The organism is Micromonospora sp. SCSIO 07396, assembly GCF_053667945.1.
On sequence record NZ_CM132210.1, the window covers coordinates 1,880,636 to 1,900,060 of the forward strand.

14 protein-coding genes are annotated in these 19,425 nt (G+C 75.8%); 10 read left to right on the forward strand and 4 right to left on the reverse strand.

All coding sequences use genetic code 11. The annotated features are described in order from the left end of the window. Positions 1 to 8: 8 nt before the first annotated feature. The 3 genes from ACWCHM_RS08165 to ACWCHM_RS08175 form a co-directional block, all read right to left on the reverse strand. Positions 9 to 1,175 (reverse strand): S8 family serine peptidase, encoded by a 1,167-nt coding sequence (locus tag ACWCHM_RS08165; RefSeq protein ID WP_454221919.1) that lies wholly within the window; start codon positions 1,173 to 1,175, stop codon positions 9 to 11. Beyond that, a complete protein-coding gene (locus ACWCHM_RS08170) occupies positions 1,172 to 2,638 on the reverse strand; it encodes a S8 family serine peptidase (RefSeq protein WP_454221920.1) in 1,467 nt (488 codons plus the stop codon). The genes ACWCHM_RS08165 and ACWCHM_RS08170 overlap by 4 nt, the downstream gene beginning before the upstream one ends. A 139-nt stretch (positions 2,639 to 2,777) precedes the next feature. Further along, the gene (locus tag ACWCHM_RS08175; protein ID WP_454221921.1) at positions 2,778 to 4,364 is read right to left on the reverse strand and encodes a hypothetical protein; all 1,587 of its coding nucleotides are present in this window, start codon (positions 4,362 to 4,364) and stop codon (positions 2,778 to 2,780) included. A gap of 220 nt (positions 4,365 to 4,584) precedes the next feature. On the opposite strand from ACWCHM_RS08175, the gene ACWCHM_RS08180 reads away from it, so the two are divergent. Further along, positions 4,585 to 6,036 (forward strand): S8 family serine peptidase, encoded by a 1,452-nt coding sequence (locus tag ACWCHM_RS08180; protein WP_454221922.1) that lies wholly within the window; start codon positions 4,585 to 4,587, stop codon positions 6,034 to 6,036. 34 nt (positions 6,037 to 6,070) lie between these two features. Here ACWCHM_RS08180 and eccCa read toward each other — a convergent pair whose 3' ends face one another. Then, positions 6,071 to 10,117: a type VII secretion protein EccCa gene (gene eccCa, locus ACWCHM_RS08185; protein WP_454221923.1), complete on the reverse strand. Its 4,047-nt coding sequence runs from the start codon at positions 10,115 to 10,117 to the stop codon at positions 6,071 to 6,073. 174 nt (positions 10,118 to 10,291) lie between these two features. Between eccCa and eccD the strand changes: the two genes are divergently transcribed. The 9 genes from eccD (at position 10,292) to ACWCHM_RS08230 (ending at position 19,322) form a co-directional block, all read left to right on the forward strand. Next, entirely contained in the window at positions 10,292 to 11,683 is a 1,392-nt protein-coding gene (eccD, locus tag ACWCHM_RS08190; protein WP_454221924.1) for a type VII secretion integral membrane protein EccD, read from the forward strand. A 4-nt stretch (positions 11,684 to 11,687) separates the two neighbouring features. Continuing rightward, entirely contained in the window at positions 11,688 to 13,082 is a 1,395-nt protein-coding gene (gene eccB / locus ACWCHM_RS08195) for a type VII secretion protein EccB (RefSeq protein WP_454221925.1), read from the forward strand. 63 nt (positions 13,083 to 13,145) lie between these two features. Beyond that, positions 13,146 to 13,442 carry a WXG100 family type VII secretion target gene (locus tag ACWCHM_RS08200; RefSeq protein ID WP_204923310.1) on the forward strand — a complete coding sequence of 99 codons (297 nt, stop codon included), beginning with the start codon at positions 13,146 to 13,148 and terminating at the stop codon, positions 13,440 to 13,442. A 31-nt stretch (positions 13,443 to 13,473) separates the two neighbouring features. Continuing rightward, positions 13,474 to 13,770 carry a WXG100 family type VII secretion target gene (locus ACWCHM_RS08205; RefSeq protein ID WP_204961564.1) on the forward strand — a complete coding sequence of 99 codons (297 nt, stop codon included), beginning with the start codon at positions 13,474 to 13,476 and terminating at the stop codon, positions 13,768 to 13,770. A gap of 60 nt (positions 13,771 to 13,830) precedes the next feature. Next, entirely contained in the window at positions 13,831 to 14,217 is a 387-nt protein-coding gene (locus tag ACWCHM_RS08210) for a hypothetical protein (RefSeq protein ID WP_421488063.1), read from the forward strand. Positions 14,218 to 14,221: 4 nt separating this feature from the next. After that, positions 14,222 to 16,366 carry a hypothetical protein gene (locus tag ACWCHM_RS08215; protein ID WP_454221926.1) on the forward strand — a complete coding sequence of 715 codons (2,145 nt, stop codon included), beginning with the start codon at positions 14,222 to 14,224 and terminating at the stop codon, positions 16,364 to 16,366. A gap of 24 nt (positions 16,367 to 16,390) precedes the next feature. Beyond that, positions 16,391 to 18,460, forward strand: a complete 2,070-nt coding sequence (locus ACWCHM_RS08220; protein ID WP_454221927.1) for a hypothetical protein — start codon at positions 16,391 to 16,393, stop codon at positions 18,458 to 18,460. Between the two features lie 83 nt (positions 18,461 to 18,543). After that, positions 18,544 to 18,990, forward strand: coding sequence for a YbaB/EbfC family nucleoid-associated protein (locus ACWCHM_RS08225; protein ID WP_454221928.1), 447 nt, complete (start codon positions 18,544 to 18,546; stop codon positions 18,988 to 18,990). Next, the gene (locus tag ACWCHM_RS08230) at positions 18,990 to 19,322 is read left to right on the forward strand and encodes a hypothetical protein (RefSeq protein WP_454221929.1); all 333 of its coding nucleotides are present in this window, start codon (positions 18,990 to 18,992) and stop codon (positions 19,320 to 19,322) included. Before ACWCHM_RS08225 ends, ACWCHM_RS08230 begins: the two co-directional genes overlap by 1 nt. Positions 19,323 to 19,425: the final 103 nt, after the last annotated feature.

A 19,425-nucleotide genomic window follows, 5' to 3' on the forward strand; every position in this document is an offset into this window, starting at 1 on the left:
CCGTCAGCTCACCCGGGCCGGCGGGAGCCCCGACGGGTGAGCGTGGCGGCGGCGACGAGCAGGGTCACCACGAACGCGCCGAGGACGGTCAGGCCGGCCACCCGGACGGCCCGCGACGGGCCCGGCGCGACCGGCACGACGACCGGTCCGGCCGCGACCGGCACCGGCGGGTCGCCCTGCCGGGGCGCGAGCGCGGCGACCGCCGCGTACGCGTCGAGCATCCCGCCGCCGACCTCCCGGGTCGACCCGCCGCCCGGGACCGCGGTGCGCTCCAGCCGGGCGCGCACCTCGGCCTGGGACAACCCCGGGTGGTACGCGCGGACCAGCGCGGCGACCCCGGCGACGTACGCGGCGGCGACCGCCGCGCCACCCACCCGGTAGTGGCCGGACCCGCGCGGGGCGATCCCCAGCCCGGCCCCGGGGGCGGCCAGGTCGGTGCCCGCGTCGGCGGCCACCGGCCCGGCCGTACCGTCGGCACCCACCGCGTTGACCGCCAGCACGGTCGGAAACCCGGCCGGGTAGCCCACCGGCGGGTCCCCGCCACCGTCCCCGCCCCGGTCGGTGACGGCGGCGACCACCAGGACGTCCCGGTCGACCGCGGCCCGTACCGCGTCGGCCAGCTCGGGGGTCGCCGTGGTGACCCCGGTGGCGACCAGGATGACGTCCGCCCCGGCGGTGGTGGCGAGCCGGATGCCGGTGGCGAGCCGGGCCGGGCTGATCCGCCGATTCGCATCGGTGATCCGCACCGGCAGGATCTCGGCGTCCGGGGCGATCCCGCCGGGGCCCCCGCCGGCGGTAGGCCGGGCCGCGACGATGCCGGCCAGGGCGGTGCCCCGACCGACGCAGTCGCTGTCGGCCCGCCCGCCGGTGACGTCGGCACCCGCGCGTACCGCCCCGGCCAGGGCGGGCGCGGCGGCGCTCACCCCGCTGTCCACGACGGCGACCACCACCCCGGCCCCCCGGGTCAACGGCCAGCTGCTCTGCGGGGCGAGCAGGCGCAGCGCCCACGGCGTCTCCCGGACCGTCACCGGGGACGGCCCGACGCAGCTCCCCGCCGTCGCCGGCAGCGGTGGCGGTTCCCCGTCGGCGGCCCCGGCCGGCGACCCCACCAGCACCGCGACGGCGACCAGCGTCCCGACGACCCCGGCCCGCCGACGACCGGCCGCACCCGTCACGGCAGCACACCCCGGGCCACCGCCGGCTCCACCGGTTCCGGCAGGACGGCGGCGTCGGCCGCCCGGCGGGTGAGCCGGCGGGCCCGGCGGACGAACACCCCCACTGCGGTGAGCAGGAGGAGCCCCAGCCCGGCGGCCAGCAGCGCCGGCCAGGTGCCGGAGCCGGCGTGGTCCGGCTCCGCCGCCGCGTCCGGGCCGGTGCTGACCGCCGCCAGCGGGTCGACCATGCCCCAGCCGTGCTCCGGGCTCGGGCTCGACCGGACGCCCGGGTCGGCGGTGGCGGTGATCCGGCGGGCCACCTGGACGGCGTCCGCCCCGGGCAGCGCCGTGCGGACCAGCGCGGCGACCCCGGCGACGTAGGCGACGGCGTACTCGGTGCCGGTGCGGGACCGCGGCGTGGTCGCGCCGACGCCGAGGGTCGGCACGTCCAGGCCCGGCGCGGTCACGTCGACCCCGCCGGCCGGATACGCCAGGACGGGCCGACGGTCGGGGCCGACCCCGGCGACCCGGAGCAGCCCCTCCTGGGCCGCCGCCGGGGTGCCGTCGGCGGTGGTGGCGGGGGCGACCACCACCACGTCATGCGCCACGGCCGACCGGACCGCCTCGCTCACGGCCGGATCGGTGAGTTTCGCGTACCCGCCCAGGGCCACCACCGTCGCGCCCGCCGACACGGCGACCTCGATGCCGAGGGCCGTCCGCCGCGGATCGGCGTCGGTGGCGTCGGCGACGACCCGTACCGGCAGGACCGCCGCCTCGGGGGCGACGCCGACCACCGACGGCCCGGGTGAGCCGGTGCCGGCGGACGCCGCGATCACACTCGCCATCGCGGTGCCGGTGCCCAGGCAGTCGGTGTCGGCGCGGGCCTTGCCGGTGATGACGTCCGAACCCGGCGCGACCCGCCCGGAGAGGGCGGCCAGTTCCCCGTCGACGCCGGAGTCGACCACCGCCACCAGCGCGCCGGCACCGGTGCTGTGCGGCCAGGCGCGCGCCGGGGACAGCTCCGGGTCGACCCACGGGGACCCGGCGCTGTCCCCGGAGGCGACGTCGACACAGCCCGCAACGCGCGCACCGGCGGGGGACCGGCCGGGCTTCGCCGTCGGGGTGTCCGCCGGCAGCAGACCGTAGCGGACCTCGTCGCCGGACGCGTCCCAGGGCAGCACCAGCAGCCAACCGGGGGACAGCCGCTGCCCGACGGCGGTGAGGGCCCGGCCGTCGGGCTGCCGGCGTCCCTCGTTGAGCCGGTAGACCTCGTCGGCCCGGTCGGGGTCGGCCAGGAACCGGGCGGCCACCCCGGTCAGGTCCGTCACCGCCTCCTCGGACCCGCCGGAGACCGTGTAGTACTTCACGTACGTCGGGGGCGGTGCCGGGGCCGCCCGGGCCACACCGGGCGGGGCGAGCAGCAGCGCGCAGGTCGCCATGAGGCAACCCAGCGACCGGGTCCAGGACACCAGCAACCGGCTCATCCACCGTCTCCTCGTCACCTGCGGGCATCGGCCGGTGGGACGCCCCGGCCCGGCGGGGCCGTCCGACGTGGCACCCCGGGACCACAACGGCGCGCCGCCGGTCACGGTTCACCCCGGCCGTCGGGAAACCGGCCGCCGGTCACGGTGTCCCACTGTCCGCAGGGGACCCGTCGCCGTGGGCCACACCGCCCGGTGCGACGGCACCCGAGCCCATGCCGGTCGGGGCCACGGCGGCGACGGGGTCGGGTCGGGCGGGGACGCCCGGCCGGACCGTCACCGACCAGCGGGCCCGCAACGCCCGGCCGACGACGACAGGCACCAGCCGGTGCCCGGTGAGGGCGGTTATCCGGCGGGCGAAGGCCAGCTCGGGGCCGGTCAGGGCGGCGCTGCACAGCACCCCGGTGCCGTCGGGCAGGTCCGCCTCCCCGGTGGGGAAGGCCGCCCGGCGGACCCAGCCGTCGGGCAGGTCGGGGCCGAACAGGTCACCGATCACGGTGACCGAGTGCCCGGCGGTGTGCACCTGCTCGGCGATCGTCCGGGCCCGGTGCCGGGCGGCCTCGACCGGGCCGGTGACCGTGAACACGTCCGAGGTGCCGGCCAGGTCGACCCAGAGCGCCCAGCCCCGCCGGTGGCCGAGCCGGACCGGGAGCCGCATCGACGGTCGGGGTTGCGCCGGGATCTGCCAGGCGTGGTGCGGCGGCCCGTCGCCGGCCGCCGCCCCCGGCACCCGGACCACCAGGGTGCCGGCCGGCGAGGTCACCTCGGTGTCGAGGTCGCCGTCGACGCCCGGCGGCACCGGGCCGGCGTCGGGACCATTCACGGTACGGCCCGCAGCGGGCCGTACCGCCGCGTCGGCGCGTACCCCGGCTTCTGCCGCCGGGGCGGGACGGTCCACGGGGGACGGTCGGCGCGGTGGGTCGGGTCGTGCCGGGTCCGGGACGCCGGCCGGCACGGCGGCGCAGGCCCCGTCGGCTGTCGGGTCGGCCTCGGCCGTCGGGGGGATCTCGGCTGTCGGGTCGGCCCCGGCGGCCTGGTGCGGGGCGGGGGACACCGCGTCGTCTGCCGGGCGGGCGGGCCGGCCGCGCCGGGTGCGCCGGCGTCGGGGCGTCCGGCGCAGCAGGGTGGCGACGAGCAGGGCGACGGCGGCGAGTCCGGCCAGGACGACCAGTCGACCTGTGTGCCCCGGGTCGGCCGTGGCCGGTGGGGCGTCGTTCCCGCCGGTCGGGGGCAGCGGCCCGATGCGCACGCCCGGCCCCCGAGCGTCCGGGGGCAGCGCCAGCACCCAGCCGGGGCGTAGTTCGGCCGGGTCGGTCAACCGTCCGCCGTCGGGCTGGCGGCGGCCCCGGTTCAGCTCGAAGACCTCCCGGTACCGGTTGCCGTCGCCGAGGGTGGTGGCCGCGATCTGGTAGAGGTACTCCCGCTGCCCGCCCACCGGCGGCCCCACCACGTAGTACCGTCCGGCCGGCGTCGCCTCGGCGGAGTGCGTGGCGGGCGGCGTCGCGGTGGCGGACCCCGTCCCGACCGACCCCACGTGTGACGGTGCCGGGTGGACGGACCCCGGGCCGGTTGGCGTCGCCCCGGCGGGCACCGTACCCGCGGCGTGGGCGGCGGCGAGCAGAAGCGCGGCCAGGACCGCCGCCGTCGTGACGACGACGCCGCTCCGCCCGGACCGGAGGGCGACCCGTCGGATCACCTGTCGCCCGCCGGTGGTGGTCGGGAATCGCACGGTCAGCCTCCTTGATCCTCCACCGGGGCGTAGCCCTTCCCCGGCCGCTGCCTACAACGGCGGCGACCGGCGATCTGTTCAGTACGGCTTCGCCGTCCGCCCGGCCGCCCGTCCGGTTGGCCGAATCGCAATCGACCGGACCCGGGCCCGCCACGCAGGAGGCCGTAGCCTGGGCGGGCCACGACGACGCTGGGAGGTAGCGCTGTCCCGCCCGCTTCCGGTGACCGGACGCCACCGGACCCGCTGGTCCCGTCCACTGGTCGCCCTGCTGCTCGGTGGGCTCGCCGTCCCGGTGTCGGCGACGGCCGTGGCGACGTCGGCGACGGCCGCCCCCGCCCCCTCGCCCCCGACCGGCGCGCCGGCCCGGCCGGGCAGCGCGCCGAACGGCTTCGTGAAGTACCTGGTGGTCGGCGCGGAACAGGGCCGGGTCGACCACCTCTGGGAGGTCGCGTTACGGGTCCTCGGCGACGCGCAGCGGTACCCGGAGATCTTCGCCCTGAACAAGGGCCGGGTCCAACCGGACGGCACCGCGGTCACCGACCCCGCCGTGCTGCGCCGGGGCTGGGTCCTGGTGCTGCCCTGGGACGCCGTCGGCGTGGGCGTCAGCTACGGCCCGTTGCCGGCGTTCACCCCGGCCCGTCCGACGGCGACGCCCCGCCCCCGGCCGAGCACCCCGCCGGCCAGCGCCCTGGTCTGCACGGTGGCCCCGAACCGGCGGATCGGCGGGGTGCCGTGGGCGCAGCTGCGGCTGACCCCGGAGGTGGCCTGGACCCGGGGCCGGGGCGCGGGGGTCACGGTCGCGGTCATCGACTCCGGGGTGGACGCCACCGTGCCGGCCCTCGCCGGCCGGGTCCGTCCCGGTGCGGACGCCGGGGCCGGCGGCGACGCCCGGGGGGACCGGGACTGCACCGGCCACGGCACCGCGCTGGCCGGGATCGCCGCCGCCGCCCGGCAGCGGGGCACCGACTTCGTGGGTCTCGCCCCCGAGGCCACCGTCCTGCCGGTCCGCGTCGGCATGGCCGCCGGCACAGCGGAGTCGACCGAGCTGGTGACCGCGCTGCGGATGGCGAGCACGGCCGGGGCCGGGGTGGCCGTGGTCGGCGGTTCGGTGGACACCACCGACAAGCGGGTGGTCGCGGCGCTGCGCGCGGCGGTGACCCGGGGCACCACCGTGGTGGTGGCGGCCCGCCCGGCGACGGCCGCGCAGGGTGCCGCCCTGCCGCCGGGGGTGCTGCGGGTCGGCGCGGTGGGCCCGGACGACCGGTTGGCCGAGGTGCACCGCCCCGGCGAGGTCGACGTGGTGGCGCCGGGCGTGGACGTGGTGGGCCTCGGGGTCGGCTCGGGCGAGGTGCAGGGCACCGGCACGGACTACGCCGTGGCGTTCGTCGCCGGGCTGGTCGCCCTGGTCCGCTCCAGCACACCCCGGTTGGACGCGGTCGAGGCGGCGGCCCGGATCACGGCCACGGCCGACGGGGCGGCGTCACCGGCGGCCGGACCCGACCCGTGGCACGGCTGGGGCATGATCAATCCGGCGGCGGCGGTGAACGCCACCCCGGCCGGTGTCGCCACCACCGTGGAACAGCGGAGCCCGGCCGGCGCGATCGCCGCGCTGGCGGCGATCCTCACCCTGGTCACCCTCACCGTCGGCCTGCGGCGTCGGCGTCGGCGCTGACCCGTCCCGCCCGTCCCCGCCGCCGGGCGGACGCTCAGCCGACGGGCACGGGGTCGGGCTCGACGTACCCGGTCTGGATCATCCGGTGTCCGCGCCGGGTCAGCACCATCGCCCGGCCGGGCGGCAGGTGCCGTCCCTTCACCCCGCCCAGCAGCGGCCCCTCCGTCGGCGGGCAGGACAGGGCGAGATCCGGGCTGCTGGCCTCCTGAAGGCGACGCAGCAGCGGATCCATCGACATCCGCATCAGGTTCGCGGTGCCCCGTACGACCACCATGTGCAGCCCGATGTCGACGCCGTGCGGAACGTACGGGATGAGGGGTTGCAGGGGGTTGTCCTGCCCGGCGAGCATCTCGAAGTCGTCGACCAGGACGAACAACCGGGGCCCGGTCCACCAGTCGCGACGGCGCAACTGCTCGGGGCTGATCTCCTTGCCCGGCAGCCGCCCCTTGAGGCCGACCACCGCGTCGGCGACCGTCTCCCGGGTGGAGTCGGTCGAGACCGAGTAGCCGAGGCGGTACTCGGCCGGCACCGAGTCGAACAGCTGCCGCCGGTAGTCGACGATCAGGATGCGCGCCTCGGCCGGGGTGAACCTGCCGACGATCAGGCGGGCCAGGTGGCGCAGCAGGTTGGTCTTGCCGCTCTGGCTGTCGCCGAGCCCGGTCAGGTGCGGCAGCTCTGAGAAGTCGTGCCAGTACGGCTTCAGGTCGGTCTCGTCCAGACCGAGCGGCACCCACAGGTCGCCCTCGGCCGGCGGCAGGTCGGCGGCGGGCAGCACCGCCGGTAGGGTACGCACCGGCGTCGCCACCGGCCCGGCCCAGAACTCGGCGACCGTGCCGGCCAGCTCACGCGCCCCCTCGGCGGTGCTCGCCGGGTCGGGCACCCCGTCGATGCGCGGCAGCGCCCCCAGGAAGTGCAGCTTCTCCGGGGTGAGGCCGTGCCCCGGCGCACGTGGCACGGTCGCCGCCAACCGCAGGTCGATGGCGGAGTCGACGGCGTCGCCGAGGCGCAGCTCCAGTTTGATGCCGAGCTGGTCGCGCATGCTGTGGTGCACCTCCGACCAGCGGGCCGCGCTGACGATCAGGTGGACGCCGAAGTTGAGCCCCCGGGCGGCGATCTGCCGCAGCGCCACCTCCAGCGCCTCGAACTCCTGTCGCAGCGTGAACCAGCCGTCGACCACCAGGAACACGTCGCCGTACGGGTCGTCGGCGACCCGACCGTCGGCCCGCAACTGCCGGTAGGTCTGGATGCTGTCGATGCCCTGCTCGGTGAAGCGCCGCTCCCGCTGGTTGATCAGGCCGGTCACCTCGGCGACGGTCCGGCCGACCCGGTCGGTGTCGAGCCGGCCGGCGACGCTGCCCACGTGGGGCAGCCCGGCGACGGTGCCCAGGGTGCCGCCGCCGAAGTCCAGGCAGTAGAACTGCACCTCGGTGGGACGGTGGGTGAGCGCCAGCGCGCAGATCAGGGTGCGGATCAGGGTGCTTTTGCCGCTGCGGGTGCCGCCCGCGACCCCGATGTGCCCACCCACCCCGGACAGGTCCACGGTGAGCAGGTCGCGCAGCTGCTCGTAGGGCTTGTCGATGAACCCGAGCGGGACGACCAGCCGGCCGTTGCCGGGCCAGTCCGCGGCGACCAGCCCGAGGTCGGGGTCGGGGGTCAGCGCCGGCAGCAGACTGTCCAGGGTGGGGGATTCGGCCAGCGGCGGCAGCCAGACCTGGTGGGCCGGCGGGCCGGAGTCGACGAGCTGGTCGGCGACGATCGCGAACACGCTGCGCGCGGCCGGCTCCGCCCCGTCCACCGGCGGCGTGTCGGCCCCGGCCGCCGTGGTGTCCGCTGCGGCGCTCGGTGTACCGGCTCCGGCCGGGTCGGTCGCGGGTGGGCCGTCGGCGGGCCGTACCGCCGGGGTCGGCTGCTCCGCCGCCACCGGGTCCAGCCGGTAGGGCACCACCTGCCGCTGGACCACGTCCTGCCGGACCCGGGCCCGGCGGGGACGGTACTCCCCGGAGACGTACGCGGCCTTGAACCGCAGCAGCGTCGACACGTCCATCCGCAGGTAGCCGTTGCCCGGGGCGGCCGGCAACTCGTAGGCGTCGGGCACCCCGATCACCGAGCGGGACTCCATCGCCGAGAAGGTCCGCAACCCGATCCGGTACGACAGGTGCGACTCCAACTGCCCGATCCGGCCGTCGTCGACGCGTTGGCTGGCCAGCAGCAGGTGCACGGCCAGCGATCGGCCGAGCCGCCCGATCATGACGAACAGGTCGATGAAGTCCCGGTGTGCGGCGAGCAGCTCGGAGAACTCGTCGACGACCACGAAGAGGGTGGGCAGCGGGTCGAGCGGGGCGCCGCCGGCCCGGGCCTTCTCGTACTCCAGCACCGAGCTGTAGCCACCGGCGGCCCGCAGCAGCTCCTGCCGGCGGACCAGCTCGCCGTGCAGGGCGTCGCGCATCCGGCCGACCAGCGACGCCTCGTCGGCCAGGTTGGTGATCACCGCCGAGGTGTGCGGCAGCCGGTCCAGGCCGAGGAAGGTCGCCCCGCCCTTGAAGTCGACGAGCACCAGGTTGAGCGTCTCCGAGGAGTGCGTGACGGCCAACGCCAGCACCAGCGTCCGCAGCAGCTCGCTCTTGCCGGAGCCGGTCGCGCCGATCAGCATCCCGTGCGGGCCCATGCCGCCCAGCGCGGACTCCTTGATGTCCAGCTCGACCGGGGCGCCGGTGGCGTCCACCCCGATCGGCACCCGCAGCCGCTCGTCCGGCCCGCGCCGGTCACGCAACGCGGCCAGCTCCAACCGTTCCAGGTCGGGGATGCGCAGCAGGGTGCCGAGGTCGAAGTCGGCCTTCATCGGTTCGGGGGCCAGTTCGGTGCTGACCGCCAGCCGGTAGGGCGACAGCAGCCGGGCGACGGTGCGGGCCGCCGCCGGGCCGAGCAGGTCGGGGGTGGCGAGCACCTGTCGGGTCTCCTGGCCCACCCGGTCCCGCCCGAGCATGGTCAGCGTGCCGTCGGCGACCTCCAGGTTGAGGATGCCCTTGCCGGTGGCCACCGGCGGGTCGTCCAGGTCGACGAAGACCGCGTTGCGGTAGCCGCCGGCGGTGAGCCGGTGGCCGGCCGGCACCCGGCCGCCGTCGCGGACCACCACCACGTACGGCTCCTCCCGGTCGGGGGTGACGCCCGGCTCATAGCGGGGACGGCCGGTGAACTCCGCGCCGAGCAGCCGTTCGAGGCGTTCGATCCCGTCGGCGGCCAGCCGTGACGCGCCGGCGGCGTCCTGCTCGGTGGGGTGCTGGGCGTGCGGCAGCCACTTGACCCACTCCCAGGCCGCCGACCCGGCCGGGTCGACACAGAGCGCCACCCGCACCTCCTCCGGCGCGTGCAACGCGCCGAGCTGGGTGAGCAGGGCCCGCAGCAGCGCCCGCGCCGCCGTCCGGTCCCCGGTCACCCGGATCTCGGCGAAGCCCGGCAGGAACAGCGCCACCGGTTGGTCCGGCAGGGTGCTGTACGCCCGGATGAACCGGCGCAGTGCCTTCGCGGCGACCGGTTCGAGATCCTCCACCGGTTTGGTCTGCATCGGCGCGATCCGGACCGCCAACCGCTGCTCGCCGGTGCCGACCCGGATCTCCAGGAAGTCCGGGTGGGTGGGGCGGCGCTCCCAGCGACGGGTGGTCATCGCCAGCGACCACAGCGACGCCGGGTCGGGGTGCCGCCACAGGCTGGAGTCGCGCTGGTCCTGGGCGAACCGGCGGGCCCGACGGCGGTGCTGGGCGAGGTAGCGCAGGTAGTCGCGGCGGTCACCGCCGTGACGCTGCTTGCGTTCCCCGCTGCTGGCGATGACCGAGCCGATCATCACCCCGCCCATGGCCACCGCCATCATGCCGGCCATCACCCAGGTCAACGGGCCCCGCGACGGGCCCATGAACATCAGCATCATCACGCCGGTCATCAGCGCCATCGGCAGCACCATCATCGCCTGCCGGGCGCCGTTGTGCTGCGGCTCGCTCAGCTCCGGCGGCTCCTGGAGGGTCAGCTCCCCGGTGGGCATCTCCGGCCCGTTGCGCCGTGCCGGCCGCCGGAACAGCACCGTCCCCATGGTCGTCTCCCTCCACCCGGGCCGTCGGCCCCCCTCCAGGACCGTCGGCCCCCCTCCACAACGGAGCACGGGCCGATCCGGGTCGATCCCGGTTTCCGGCCGGGGTCCGTCGGCGGGCGGAGAAAATTCCCCCGGGCCGTTGAACGTTCTCGGCCGGTTGCCGTTGAAGGGGCCGTGACAGGCACCGAGACCGAGCAGATGTGCCGGCTGGTCGTACGCGGACCGAGCCGGCAGATCGAAGTCGCCGTGCCGGTCGGGGTGGTCGTGGCCGACCTGCTGCCGGCGCTGCTGCACCACCTCGGCGACGGGTTGGCCGACACCGGGCTGAGCCACGGCGGTTGGGTCCTGCAACGGGCCGGTTCGGCCCCGCTGGACGAGGAGAGCAGCGTCGCAGCGCTCGACCTGCACGACGGCGACCTGGTGTACCTGCGTCCGCGCGCCGACCAGTTGCCCGAGGTCGACTTCGACGACCTCGTCGACGGGATGGCGACCGGGGTGCGGGACCGCCCCGGCCGGTGGCGTCCCGAGCTGGTCCGCCCGGTGGTGCTGGGGCTGGCCGGGCTGCTGTTCGCCGTCGGGCTGGTGGCCCTGGCGCTGCCCGGCCCGGTGCCGCTGCGGGCGGTGGCGGCGCTGGCGGTGGCGGCGGTGGCGCTGGGCGGCGGGGCCGCCGTGGTCCGGGCCGCCGCCGAGCGGGCGTCCGGCGTGCTGCTGGCCGTCGCCGCGACCGGCTATGCCGGCCTGGCCGGGCTGGTGCTGCCCGGCGACGGCGGGGCGCTCGGCGCGGGGATGACCGGGCCGCAGGTGCTCGGTGGGACCGCCACCGGGGCGGCGGTGGCGGTGCTCGCCGCCGGCCTGCTCGGCGCGGCCACCCCGCTGTTCGTCGCCGGCTCCGTCGCGCTGCTGCTGGGGGTGCTCGGCGGGGCCGCCGCCACTCTCGGCGGGCTGACCGGGCCGCAGGCCGGGGCGGTGGTCGCGCTGGCCGCGACCGCCCTGGTGCTGACCGTGCCCCTGGTCGCGTTCCGGCTGGCCGGGATGTGCCTCGCCCCGCTGCCGACCCGACCCGAGCACCTCCAGGAGGACATCGACCCGGAACCCGCCGGCCCGCTGATGGACCGGGCGCGGGCCGTCGACCGGCTGATGACCGCCCTGTATGCCGGCCTGGCGGCGGCCACCGCCGTGGCGCTGCTGCCGGTGGCCCACCGGGCGGGGTGGGCGGAGGTGACCCTGGTGCTGCTGGCCGCACTGGTCTGGTCGCTCAACGCCCGACCGATGACCAGCGCCTGGCACCGGCTGACCCAGGCGGTGCCGGCGCTGGTCGGGCTCGTCGCGGTCGCCGTGGACGCCCTGGCCGGGGCGGGACCGCTGGCGCGGGTGCTGGCGTTGGCGGTGCTGCCGGTCGCCGTGCCGGCGTTGCTGCTGGCCGGGCGCAGCCTCGCCGGGCGACGGGTGACGCCGTACTGGGGGCGGGTCGGTGATCTCACGCTGACCGCGGCGGCGGTGGCGCTGCTGCCGATCGGGCTCGCCGTCCTGCACGTGTACGACTACTTCCGGGCGATCGGGGGCTGAGGTCGTGCAGTCCCGACGTGACCAGGTGCAGGCGCAGTCGCACCTGCTGGGCCGGTTGAGCGCCGCGCTGGTGGCCGGCGAGCCGGACGGCCTGGAGACACCGCACCGGCGTACCACGGTGGGGTTGCTCGCCGGGGTCCTGGTCGCCGCGCTGGTGGTCGGCGGTTTCACCCTGTACGGCTTCTTCGCCCCCGGTGGGGCGACCGCGTGGCGCAGGGCCGGGGCGCTGGTGGTGGAGAAGGAGACCGGCTCGCGCTACCTCTACCTGGACGGGCGGCTGCGTCCGGTGCTCAACTACGCCTCGGCCCGGCTGCTGCTCGGCGAGGAACTCGCCGTGGTCACCGTGTCGGCGAAGTCGCTGCGCGGGGTGGCGCACGGGCAGCCGCTGGGCATCGTCGGCGCCCCCGACGTGCTGCCTGCCGGTGGCCTGGCCGGTGTCGGGTGGACCGCGTGCGCGCCCGGCGTCACGGACCTGGCCGGCACCGAGACGACGGCTCTGACCCTGTCGGTCGCCCCGGCGGCCGACGGGACCCCGCTGGCCGCCGACCGGGCGGTGCTGGTCCGGCCCACCGGCGACCCGACCGCCGGCTATCTGATCTGGAACGGTCACCGGTTCCGGCTCACCGCGCCGTGGCTGCCGGCGGTGCTGGGCCACGACGGGCCACCGGTCACCGTACCGGCGGCCTGGTTGGACCTGGTCCCCGCCGGGGTGGACCTGGGGCCGGTGCCGGTGCCCGGGCGCGGTGAGGCCGGGCCGACGGTGGACGGGCAGCCGACCCGGATCGGTCAACTGTTCACCGCCCGACCGGCCGACGGCGAGCAACGTCACTACCTGCTGCGCCGCGACGGGCTGGCCCGGCTGACCCCGCTGGCGTACGCGCTGCTGGCCGCCGACCCGGCGACCGTCGCCGGCTACGGCGGCCGGGCGGTGGTGCCGACCGTGCTGAGCCCGGCGGCGCTGGCCCGGCTGCCCCTGGCGGCCCGGCCACCCGTGGCCGAGGAACTGCCGGCGGTGGCGCCGGCGGCGGCCATCCGGAGCCCCGGGCTCGCCTGGTGCCTGCGCTTCGGGGCCGACGGCCGGCCCCGGGTCGTCGCGGCCCGCCCGGCACCGGCGTCCGCCATCGTGCGCGGCGGTGTCGGGGTGACCCGCACGACGCACACCGCCGACGCGGTGACGGTCGCGCCCGGATACGGCGGGCTGGTGGTCGCCGGCCGCGCCGGGCAGCCCGGCACCACCTACCACCTGGTGACCGACGCCGGGGTGAAGTACCCGCTCGCCGGTGCGGCGGTGGCGGAGCGGCTGGGTTACGCCCCCGCGACCGCGACCGTGGTGTCACCGGACCTGATCGACCTGCTGCCGACCGGTCCCGCCCTCGACCCCGCCCGGGTCGTCGGATGACCGCCGGGCAGCGGAACCGGCGACGCGGAACCGCCGCGGCCGCCCCAACCGGAAGGAGCGCCGATGCCACTCGGCAACGAGGTAGACGAGCAGACGATCCGCAGCACCATCTCGGCGATGAACCAGACCGACGCCCAGTGCGACGCGGCGCAGCGCGCCGTCGACAACACGTCCAGCTTCCTGGACACCCAGTGGCGCGGGGAGGCCAAGACCGCCTTCACCACCTCCATCCAGCAGTGGCTGGAGGGGCTGAGCAAGGTCAAGCAGGGGCTGCTCGACCTGAACACCGCGATGACCTCGCACTACCAGACCAGCGCGCAGGTGGAGCAGGACAACGCCCTCTCCGCGAGCTGGACCTGACCACCGACCGACCCCTCACGAAGGACGACCCATGCCGTCGTACGGACTCAACCCCAACGGTCTGCTGGACAGCTCGGCCGAGTTGCAGGGCGTGACCACCAGCATCCAGAACGCGATCGACGAACTCAACACCGTCGTCCAGACGTACGTCAACGCCAACTCCGGTGACACCCGGGAGGCGTTCACGGCGGCGCAGGCCAAGTGGAACGCCGGGATCGAGGAGATGCGCCGGGCGATCGCCGACGCCTCGTCCCGGCTGGACCAGATCCACGACAACTACCGGCTGGGCGACGCGCGGGGTGCCGCGCTGTTCCAGGGCAACGTCTGACCCCCGGTGCGGCGGGCGGTCCCGGGCCGCCCGCCCCACCCTCACCCAACGGAGGAACCGATGCCGATCGTCATCGACGAGCCGTACATCAACCAGCTCATCGCGAAGCTCAACAGCCTGCGGGACGCGGTCGACACCGCCACCTCCGGGCAGGGCCAGTACGTCTCGCAGACGCTGCGCGACCTGGTCGTCTCGGCCGGGACGAGCAACTTCGAGCCGGGCAAGACCATCCGCGACCAGCTCAACAAGACCGGTGACACGCTGCTGGCCCGGATGACCAGCCACCGGACCACGATGAACAGCCTCGCCGTCGGGCTGACCGAACTGCTGGCGAACTCGGAGTACATCGAGTCGCTCAACGCGGTCACCGCCGAACGGTTCCTGGAGTTCCTGCCGGGCACCGGCACCGGCGGCACCCCCACCCCCACCCCCACCCCGACGGCGTGATCCGGTGACCGCTCCGTACCAGGACATGTCCCAGTGGACCTGGGAATCGATGCTCCAGAACGTGCTGGGGGAGGGCCGGGACGGTCCCGACGGCACCAGCGGCACCGTGCTGGACCGCAAACTGGTGGCCGGTCCGGACGTGCGGTGGCTGCGCCTGGTCGACCACACCGATGCGGTCACCGAGTCGTCGGACCCACCCAGCGACGGTGACGTGACCAACCGGATCGACTCGCTCGACGGCAACGAGTTCTTCCTCTACCGGATCAGCTCGGTCGGCTCGCTGCGCGACGGGAAACCCCACTACACCACCCGGACCCAGTTCATCCAGGTGAAGATCGTCTTCAGTGACTCGCAGACCGAGGGGGCGCCCTCGCCGCGCGGCGCGTTCGAGACCTTCTACAAGTCCAGCGAGGGGGCGTTGCAGCGGCTGACCAGCGGCGCCAACCCGGTGTTCAGCTGGAAGAGCTTCACCGACGCCGCCAAGATGCTGCACGACGTGGAGACCAGCCTGGTCAGCACGGAGCGGGAGCTGAAGACCATCCTGGACCGGGTCGGCGACGACGCCTCCGGGTTCCAGGGCAACGCCTCCGGGGTGTTCATCGGGACGATGGCGAACCTGCGGCGCGACGTCCACCGGCTCGCGGTCGACATGAACGCCAACAGCACCGACCGGGCCTGGTCCGACCAGGTCGACGACGTGGTCGACGACATGACCACCTTCCGCAACAAGATCGCCAGCTCGTTCCGGGAGTTCAGCGACCACACGTTCCAGTGGTTCAACGGCTACAACCCGACCACGCTGATCGACTCGTTGAAGAAGATCGTCACCGAGGTCAGGACGGGCAACTTCAGCCAGGTCACGATCACCCTGCCGGACGCGTACGGCAACGGCACGGTGAACAGCGGCACCTTCAACCTGATGACCGAGGCCGGCTGGCAGAGCGTCGACAACATGATCAAGGGGGCCTGGCTGGGTCAGCTGCGGGAGCTGGACGCCACGATGCGTACCGAGCTGGCGCGGCTGACCACCCGGCTGCGCTCCGTCACCCACCTGGTGAGCGTCATCTCACCCCCACCGACCACCACCGGCGCCACCCCGCCGCCGGGCGGCACCCCCGACCTCAACGGTCCGGACCTGAACGGCGGTGGTGGCCCCGGCATCGGCGGTGGCGGTGACCTGGGCATCGGTGGCGGCGGTGACCTGGGTATGGGCGGTGGCGGTGACCTGGGCGTAGGCGGTGGCGGCGATCTCGGTATGGGTGGCGGCGGTGACCTGGGTATGGGCGGTGGCGGCGACCTGGGCGTAGGCGGTGGCGGCGACCTCGGCATGGGTGGCGGTGGCGACCTCGGCGGTGGGTCCGGCCTGGGTCTCGGTGGCGATCTGGGCCTTGGCGGTGGGTCCGGCGTCGGGGGCGGGACGGGCGGACTGGGGCTCGGTGGCGGTGACCTCGGTGCCGGTGGGTCGACCGGCGGGCCCGGCACCGACTGGGACGACCTGCTCGGCGGTGGCACGGGCTCCGGCTCGGCAGGTGGCGGCAGCGGTGGTGGGCTCGGTGGTGGGATCGGCGGCCCCGGTCTGGGCGGCGGTGTCGTCGTACCCGGCCTGCCCCCCGTGCTGGGCGGGTCGGGCAGCCTGGGTGCGGGCGGCGTGGGCGGAGTTAGGGGCGGCGGGGCGGCTGGCCTCGGCGACGACACGACCAACCCGTCGGCGCAGTTCCCGACCGACGTGGACGGGGTCGACGTCGGCAACCTGGGCGGCGGCTCGCCTGGCCAGTCCTCGACCAGCGGGGTGGCGCTCGGCAGTGAACTGGCCGCGCTGCTCGGCGAACCGGCCGGTCTCGGCCCCGGCGGCACCGGGGCAGGCAGCACGGACTCCGCCTCCTCGGCGGCCGGCGGGTTCCCGATGATGCCGCCGATGGGTGGCATGGGCGGCATGGGCGGGGGCGGCCAGCAGGGGGAGAAGGACCGTGAACGCAAGACCTGGCTGGAAGAGGAAGAGGACGTCTGGGGCACCGACCCCGAGTGCGGGATGGCCGTCATCGGCCGGTCCGAGCACGCCGAGGAACCGGCCACCACGATGCCGGTCGCGCCGCGCCGACCCGGCCAGACGCCAGGCCCCACCCGCACCACGGGACGTCGCCGTGGCTGACCGTCGACCCGGGCGGGCCGCACGGTGACCGCCCCGAACCCGGAGTACCTCGGCTGGACCTGGGAACGAATGCTCCAGGACGTTCTCAACGAGGGCCGCGACGGCACCGACCAGGGCGGCGGCACACTGATCGACCGCAACCTGGTCGCCGGCCACGGGGTCACCTGGGTCCGGTTCGTCGAACGGCGCACCCAGGAACTGGACCGGGGCACCCGTCCCACCATCGACCCGGGTGACCGGGAGCTGATGGGCTACCGTCGGGTCGGTCCCGGGGTGGACGACCCGCAGCGGGACCTCTGGGAGATCGTGCGGGGCCACGTCACCTTCTGGGAGGGCAGCGGCGGCCCCCCACCGGCCACCGCGTTCGACAGCTTCTACCGGGCGAGCGTCAACGCCCTCACCCGCCTGTACGCCGGCACCAACGGCTGGTTCAGCGAACGTAGCTTCACCGACGCCGGCAACCTGCTGTGGCGGGTCGAGCAGACGTTGCTCACCACCGCCGCCGAGCTGCGGGTGCTGCGCGACGGGATCAGCGGGGCCGGATCCGGGTTCGAGGGCTCGGCGTCGGCGGTCTTCGTGGCGGCCCTGAACACCCTGCACGCCGACATCGACCGGCTCACCCGCGACATGAACGCCACCGACGAGGCCAACGCCTGGTCGGACCGGGTCTTCCGGCAGTCCAACGACCTGCTGATGTTCCGCGAGCGGATCAACGACGCGTGGCGGGAGTTCAGCGACCACACCCACCAGTGGTTCAACACGTACCACCCGAGCGCGCTGTTCGGCGCGGTCCGCAGCATCCTCGCGCAGGTTGACCAGGGCAGCCTGAACGCGGTCGGAGTCACCATCCCGGACACCTACGGCACCGGGCCGGTCAGCGGCACCTTCGACCTGACCACCGCGGCCGGCTGGACCGCCCTCGACGTGCTGCTGCGCACCGCCTGGCTGCGTCAGCTCGTCCGGCTCGACCTGGCGATGCGCGACGCGTTGGCGCAGCTCGTCACCGCGTTGCGGGAGACCAGCGGGATCGTCAACCGGTTCGCCGGCCCGCCCGGCGGCGGTGACCTTCCGCCGCCACCGCCTGGCACCTCGGACGGCCCCACCGGCGCTCCACCCCCCGAGGAGGTGCGGTCCACCATCCAGTCCGGCGGCGGTGGCTTCGACGGGACCGGCGGCGGGGGTGCCGGCTTCGACGGGGCCGGCGGCGGTGGGCCGGACCTGTCGTTCTCGTCGTCTTCCTCCTCGGGGGCCGGCGGGACGGGTGCCGCGCTCGGCGGCGGCCCGGCGGCCATCGGCGCGATCGGCGCCTCGGGCGGCGTCGGGTTCGGCGGGGCAGGTCTGTCGGCGCTCGGCGCGACGAGCCTGGCCGGCGGGTCCGCGGACCGCAGCGTCCTCGGCACCTCCGGGACGGCCGGCGACGGCGTCGCCGCGCTCGGTGTCCTGGGGCGTGGCGGCGTGGGCGGCTGGGGCGGCGGTGCGCTGGCCGGGGTGGGTGGTCTGGCCGGTGGCGTCGGCCCGGTGATCGGCGGACGGGCCGGCGGTGGCGTCCCGGACGGCGACCGCCGCTCCGGCGGCGCGCTGGGCGACTGGGCCGGCGGCGGCGTCGACATCGGTGACCTGGCGGACGGGCCGGTCGCCCCGCCGTCGCGGGGGGCCGTCGGCGGCTCCGCCGTCGGTCGGGAACTCGCCGCCCTGCTCGCCGGCCCGCTCGGCGGTGCCGGTGGCGGGGGGTTGCCCGCAGGCGCGGGGCTGCCCGGCGGTGCCGGGGCGTCAGGCGCGGCCGGCGGCCCGGGGTTGTCGGGCGCGGCGGGCAGCGGTGCCCCGGCACCCGGACAGCTCGGCGGCCGGCCGTTCGGGCCGCCGGTCCTGCCGTCGATCGGCGCACCGGGCCGGGCGGGCGACGACACCCGCCGCACCACCCGGTTGACCGAGGACGAGCAGGCCTGGGGAGCCGACCCGACGTGTACGGCGGCCGTGGTCGGCCGGACCGATCCGCCGAGGCGGCGGCCGGCGGCGACGCCGGTGCAGGTGGAGCAGACCCCCACCGCCGGCCCGGTGGTGCACGGCCGGGACCAGGCGCGCGGCCGGGGTTGACCGCCGTCGACGCCGCCCGACGGGTCGACCGTCGCGGTGCCCGGCAGCAGACGAACCGTAGCGACAACCGGAGGTGAGGACAGATGTCGAGTCCGTTGTCCAACCAGGTCGAGCAGGCGCTCGCCGAACTCGAACGGCAGAAGGCCGCGATCGACGAGATCCAGGGTGGCCTGCACACCGTCTACAGCACGGTGACCGCGAAGAACCGGGCGGTGGCGGTGACCGTCGACAGTCGGGGTGCGGTCACCGCGATCAAGTTTCCGACCTCGGCGTACCGGACGATGGCCGGCCCGGAGCTGGGGGAGCTGCTGGTCGACACGATCGAGGCGGCCCGGGGCGAGGCGATGGCCCGTACCGTCGCCGCGTTCGAGTCGCTGCTCCCCGCCGGCCTGCCCATGGTGGACCTGCTGACCGGCGGGGCCGACCCGGAACACGGCCCGCTGCCGATGGACAAGCTGCTCGCCGAGATGCTCCGGACGGCCGGGCCGGACGACGACCCGACGCCGGCACCCCCGGCCGGGGCCCACTGATGCCCCCGGCCGAGGGGCCGATCGGTGCCGACACCGGCCGGCTGACCAACCCGAACTTCGACCCGTTCACCGCGGAACTGGACCGGGTCCAACAGGCGCTGCGCCGCAGCGACACCGACCATCCCGGGCTCGTCGGGGAACCGTACGCGGACATCGACGAGATCGTGGCGAACCTGCCGAAGGCGTCGGTCGGCGCGGACCTCATCAAGGTGCTGGGCGCGGTGCCCCAGGGCTACCAGGAGGACCTGCGGGAGCTGGGCCGACTCCTGGCGGACATGGAGGCGACCAACGCCGACATCTCCGGCGGGGTCAACACCGGGCGGCACACCTAGCGGCCGGCGGTGGCTCCGCCGCAGGCGGGCGGCGGCCGGTACTGCTCCGCCGCCAGGCGGACGGCGGTGTGCGTGACATCTGACAACGACGTGACGACGAGGG

Excerpts from the sequence above, each read along its gene's own strand:
- ACWCHM_RS08210 (WP_421488063.1), top strand. The coding sequence starts at position 13,831 with ATGCCGATCGTCATCGACGAGCCGTACATCAACCAGCTCATCGCGAAG.
- ACWCHM_RS08225 (WP_454221928.1), top strand. The coding sequence starts at position 18,544 with ATGTCGAGTCCGTTGTCCAACCAGGTCGAGCAGGCGCTCGCCGAACTC.
- ACWCHM_RS08170 (WP_454221920.1), bottom strand. The coding sequence starts at position 2,638 with ATGAGCCGGTTGCTGGTGTCCTGGACCCGGTCGCTGGGTTGCCTCATG.
- ACWCHM_RS08205 (WP_204961564.1), top strand. The coding sequence starts at position 13,474 with ATGCCGTCGTACGGACTCAACCCCAACGGTCTGCTGGACAGCTCGGCC.
- eccCa (WP_454221923.1), bottom strand. The coding sequence starts at position 10,117 with ATGGGGACGGTGCTGTTCCGGCGGCCGGCACGGCGCAACGGGCCGGAG.
- ACWCHM_RS08230 (WP_454221929.1), top strand. The coding sequence starts at position 18,990 with ATGCCCCCGGCCGAGGGGCCGATCGGTGCCGACACCGGCCGGCTGACC.
- ACWCHM_RS08200 (WP_204923310.1), top strand. The coding sequence starts at position 13,146 with ATGCCACTCGGCAACGAGGTAGACGAGCAGACGATCCGCAGCACCATC.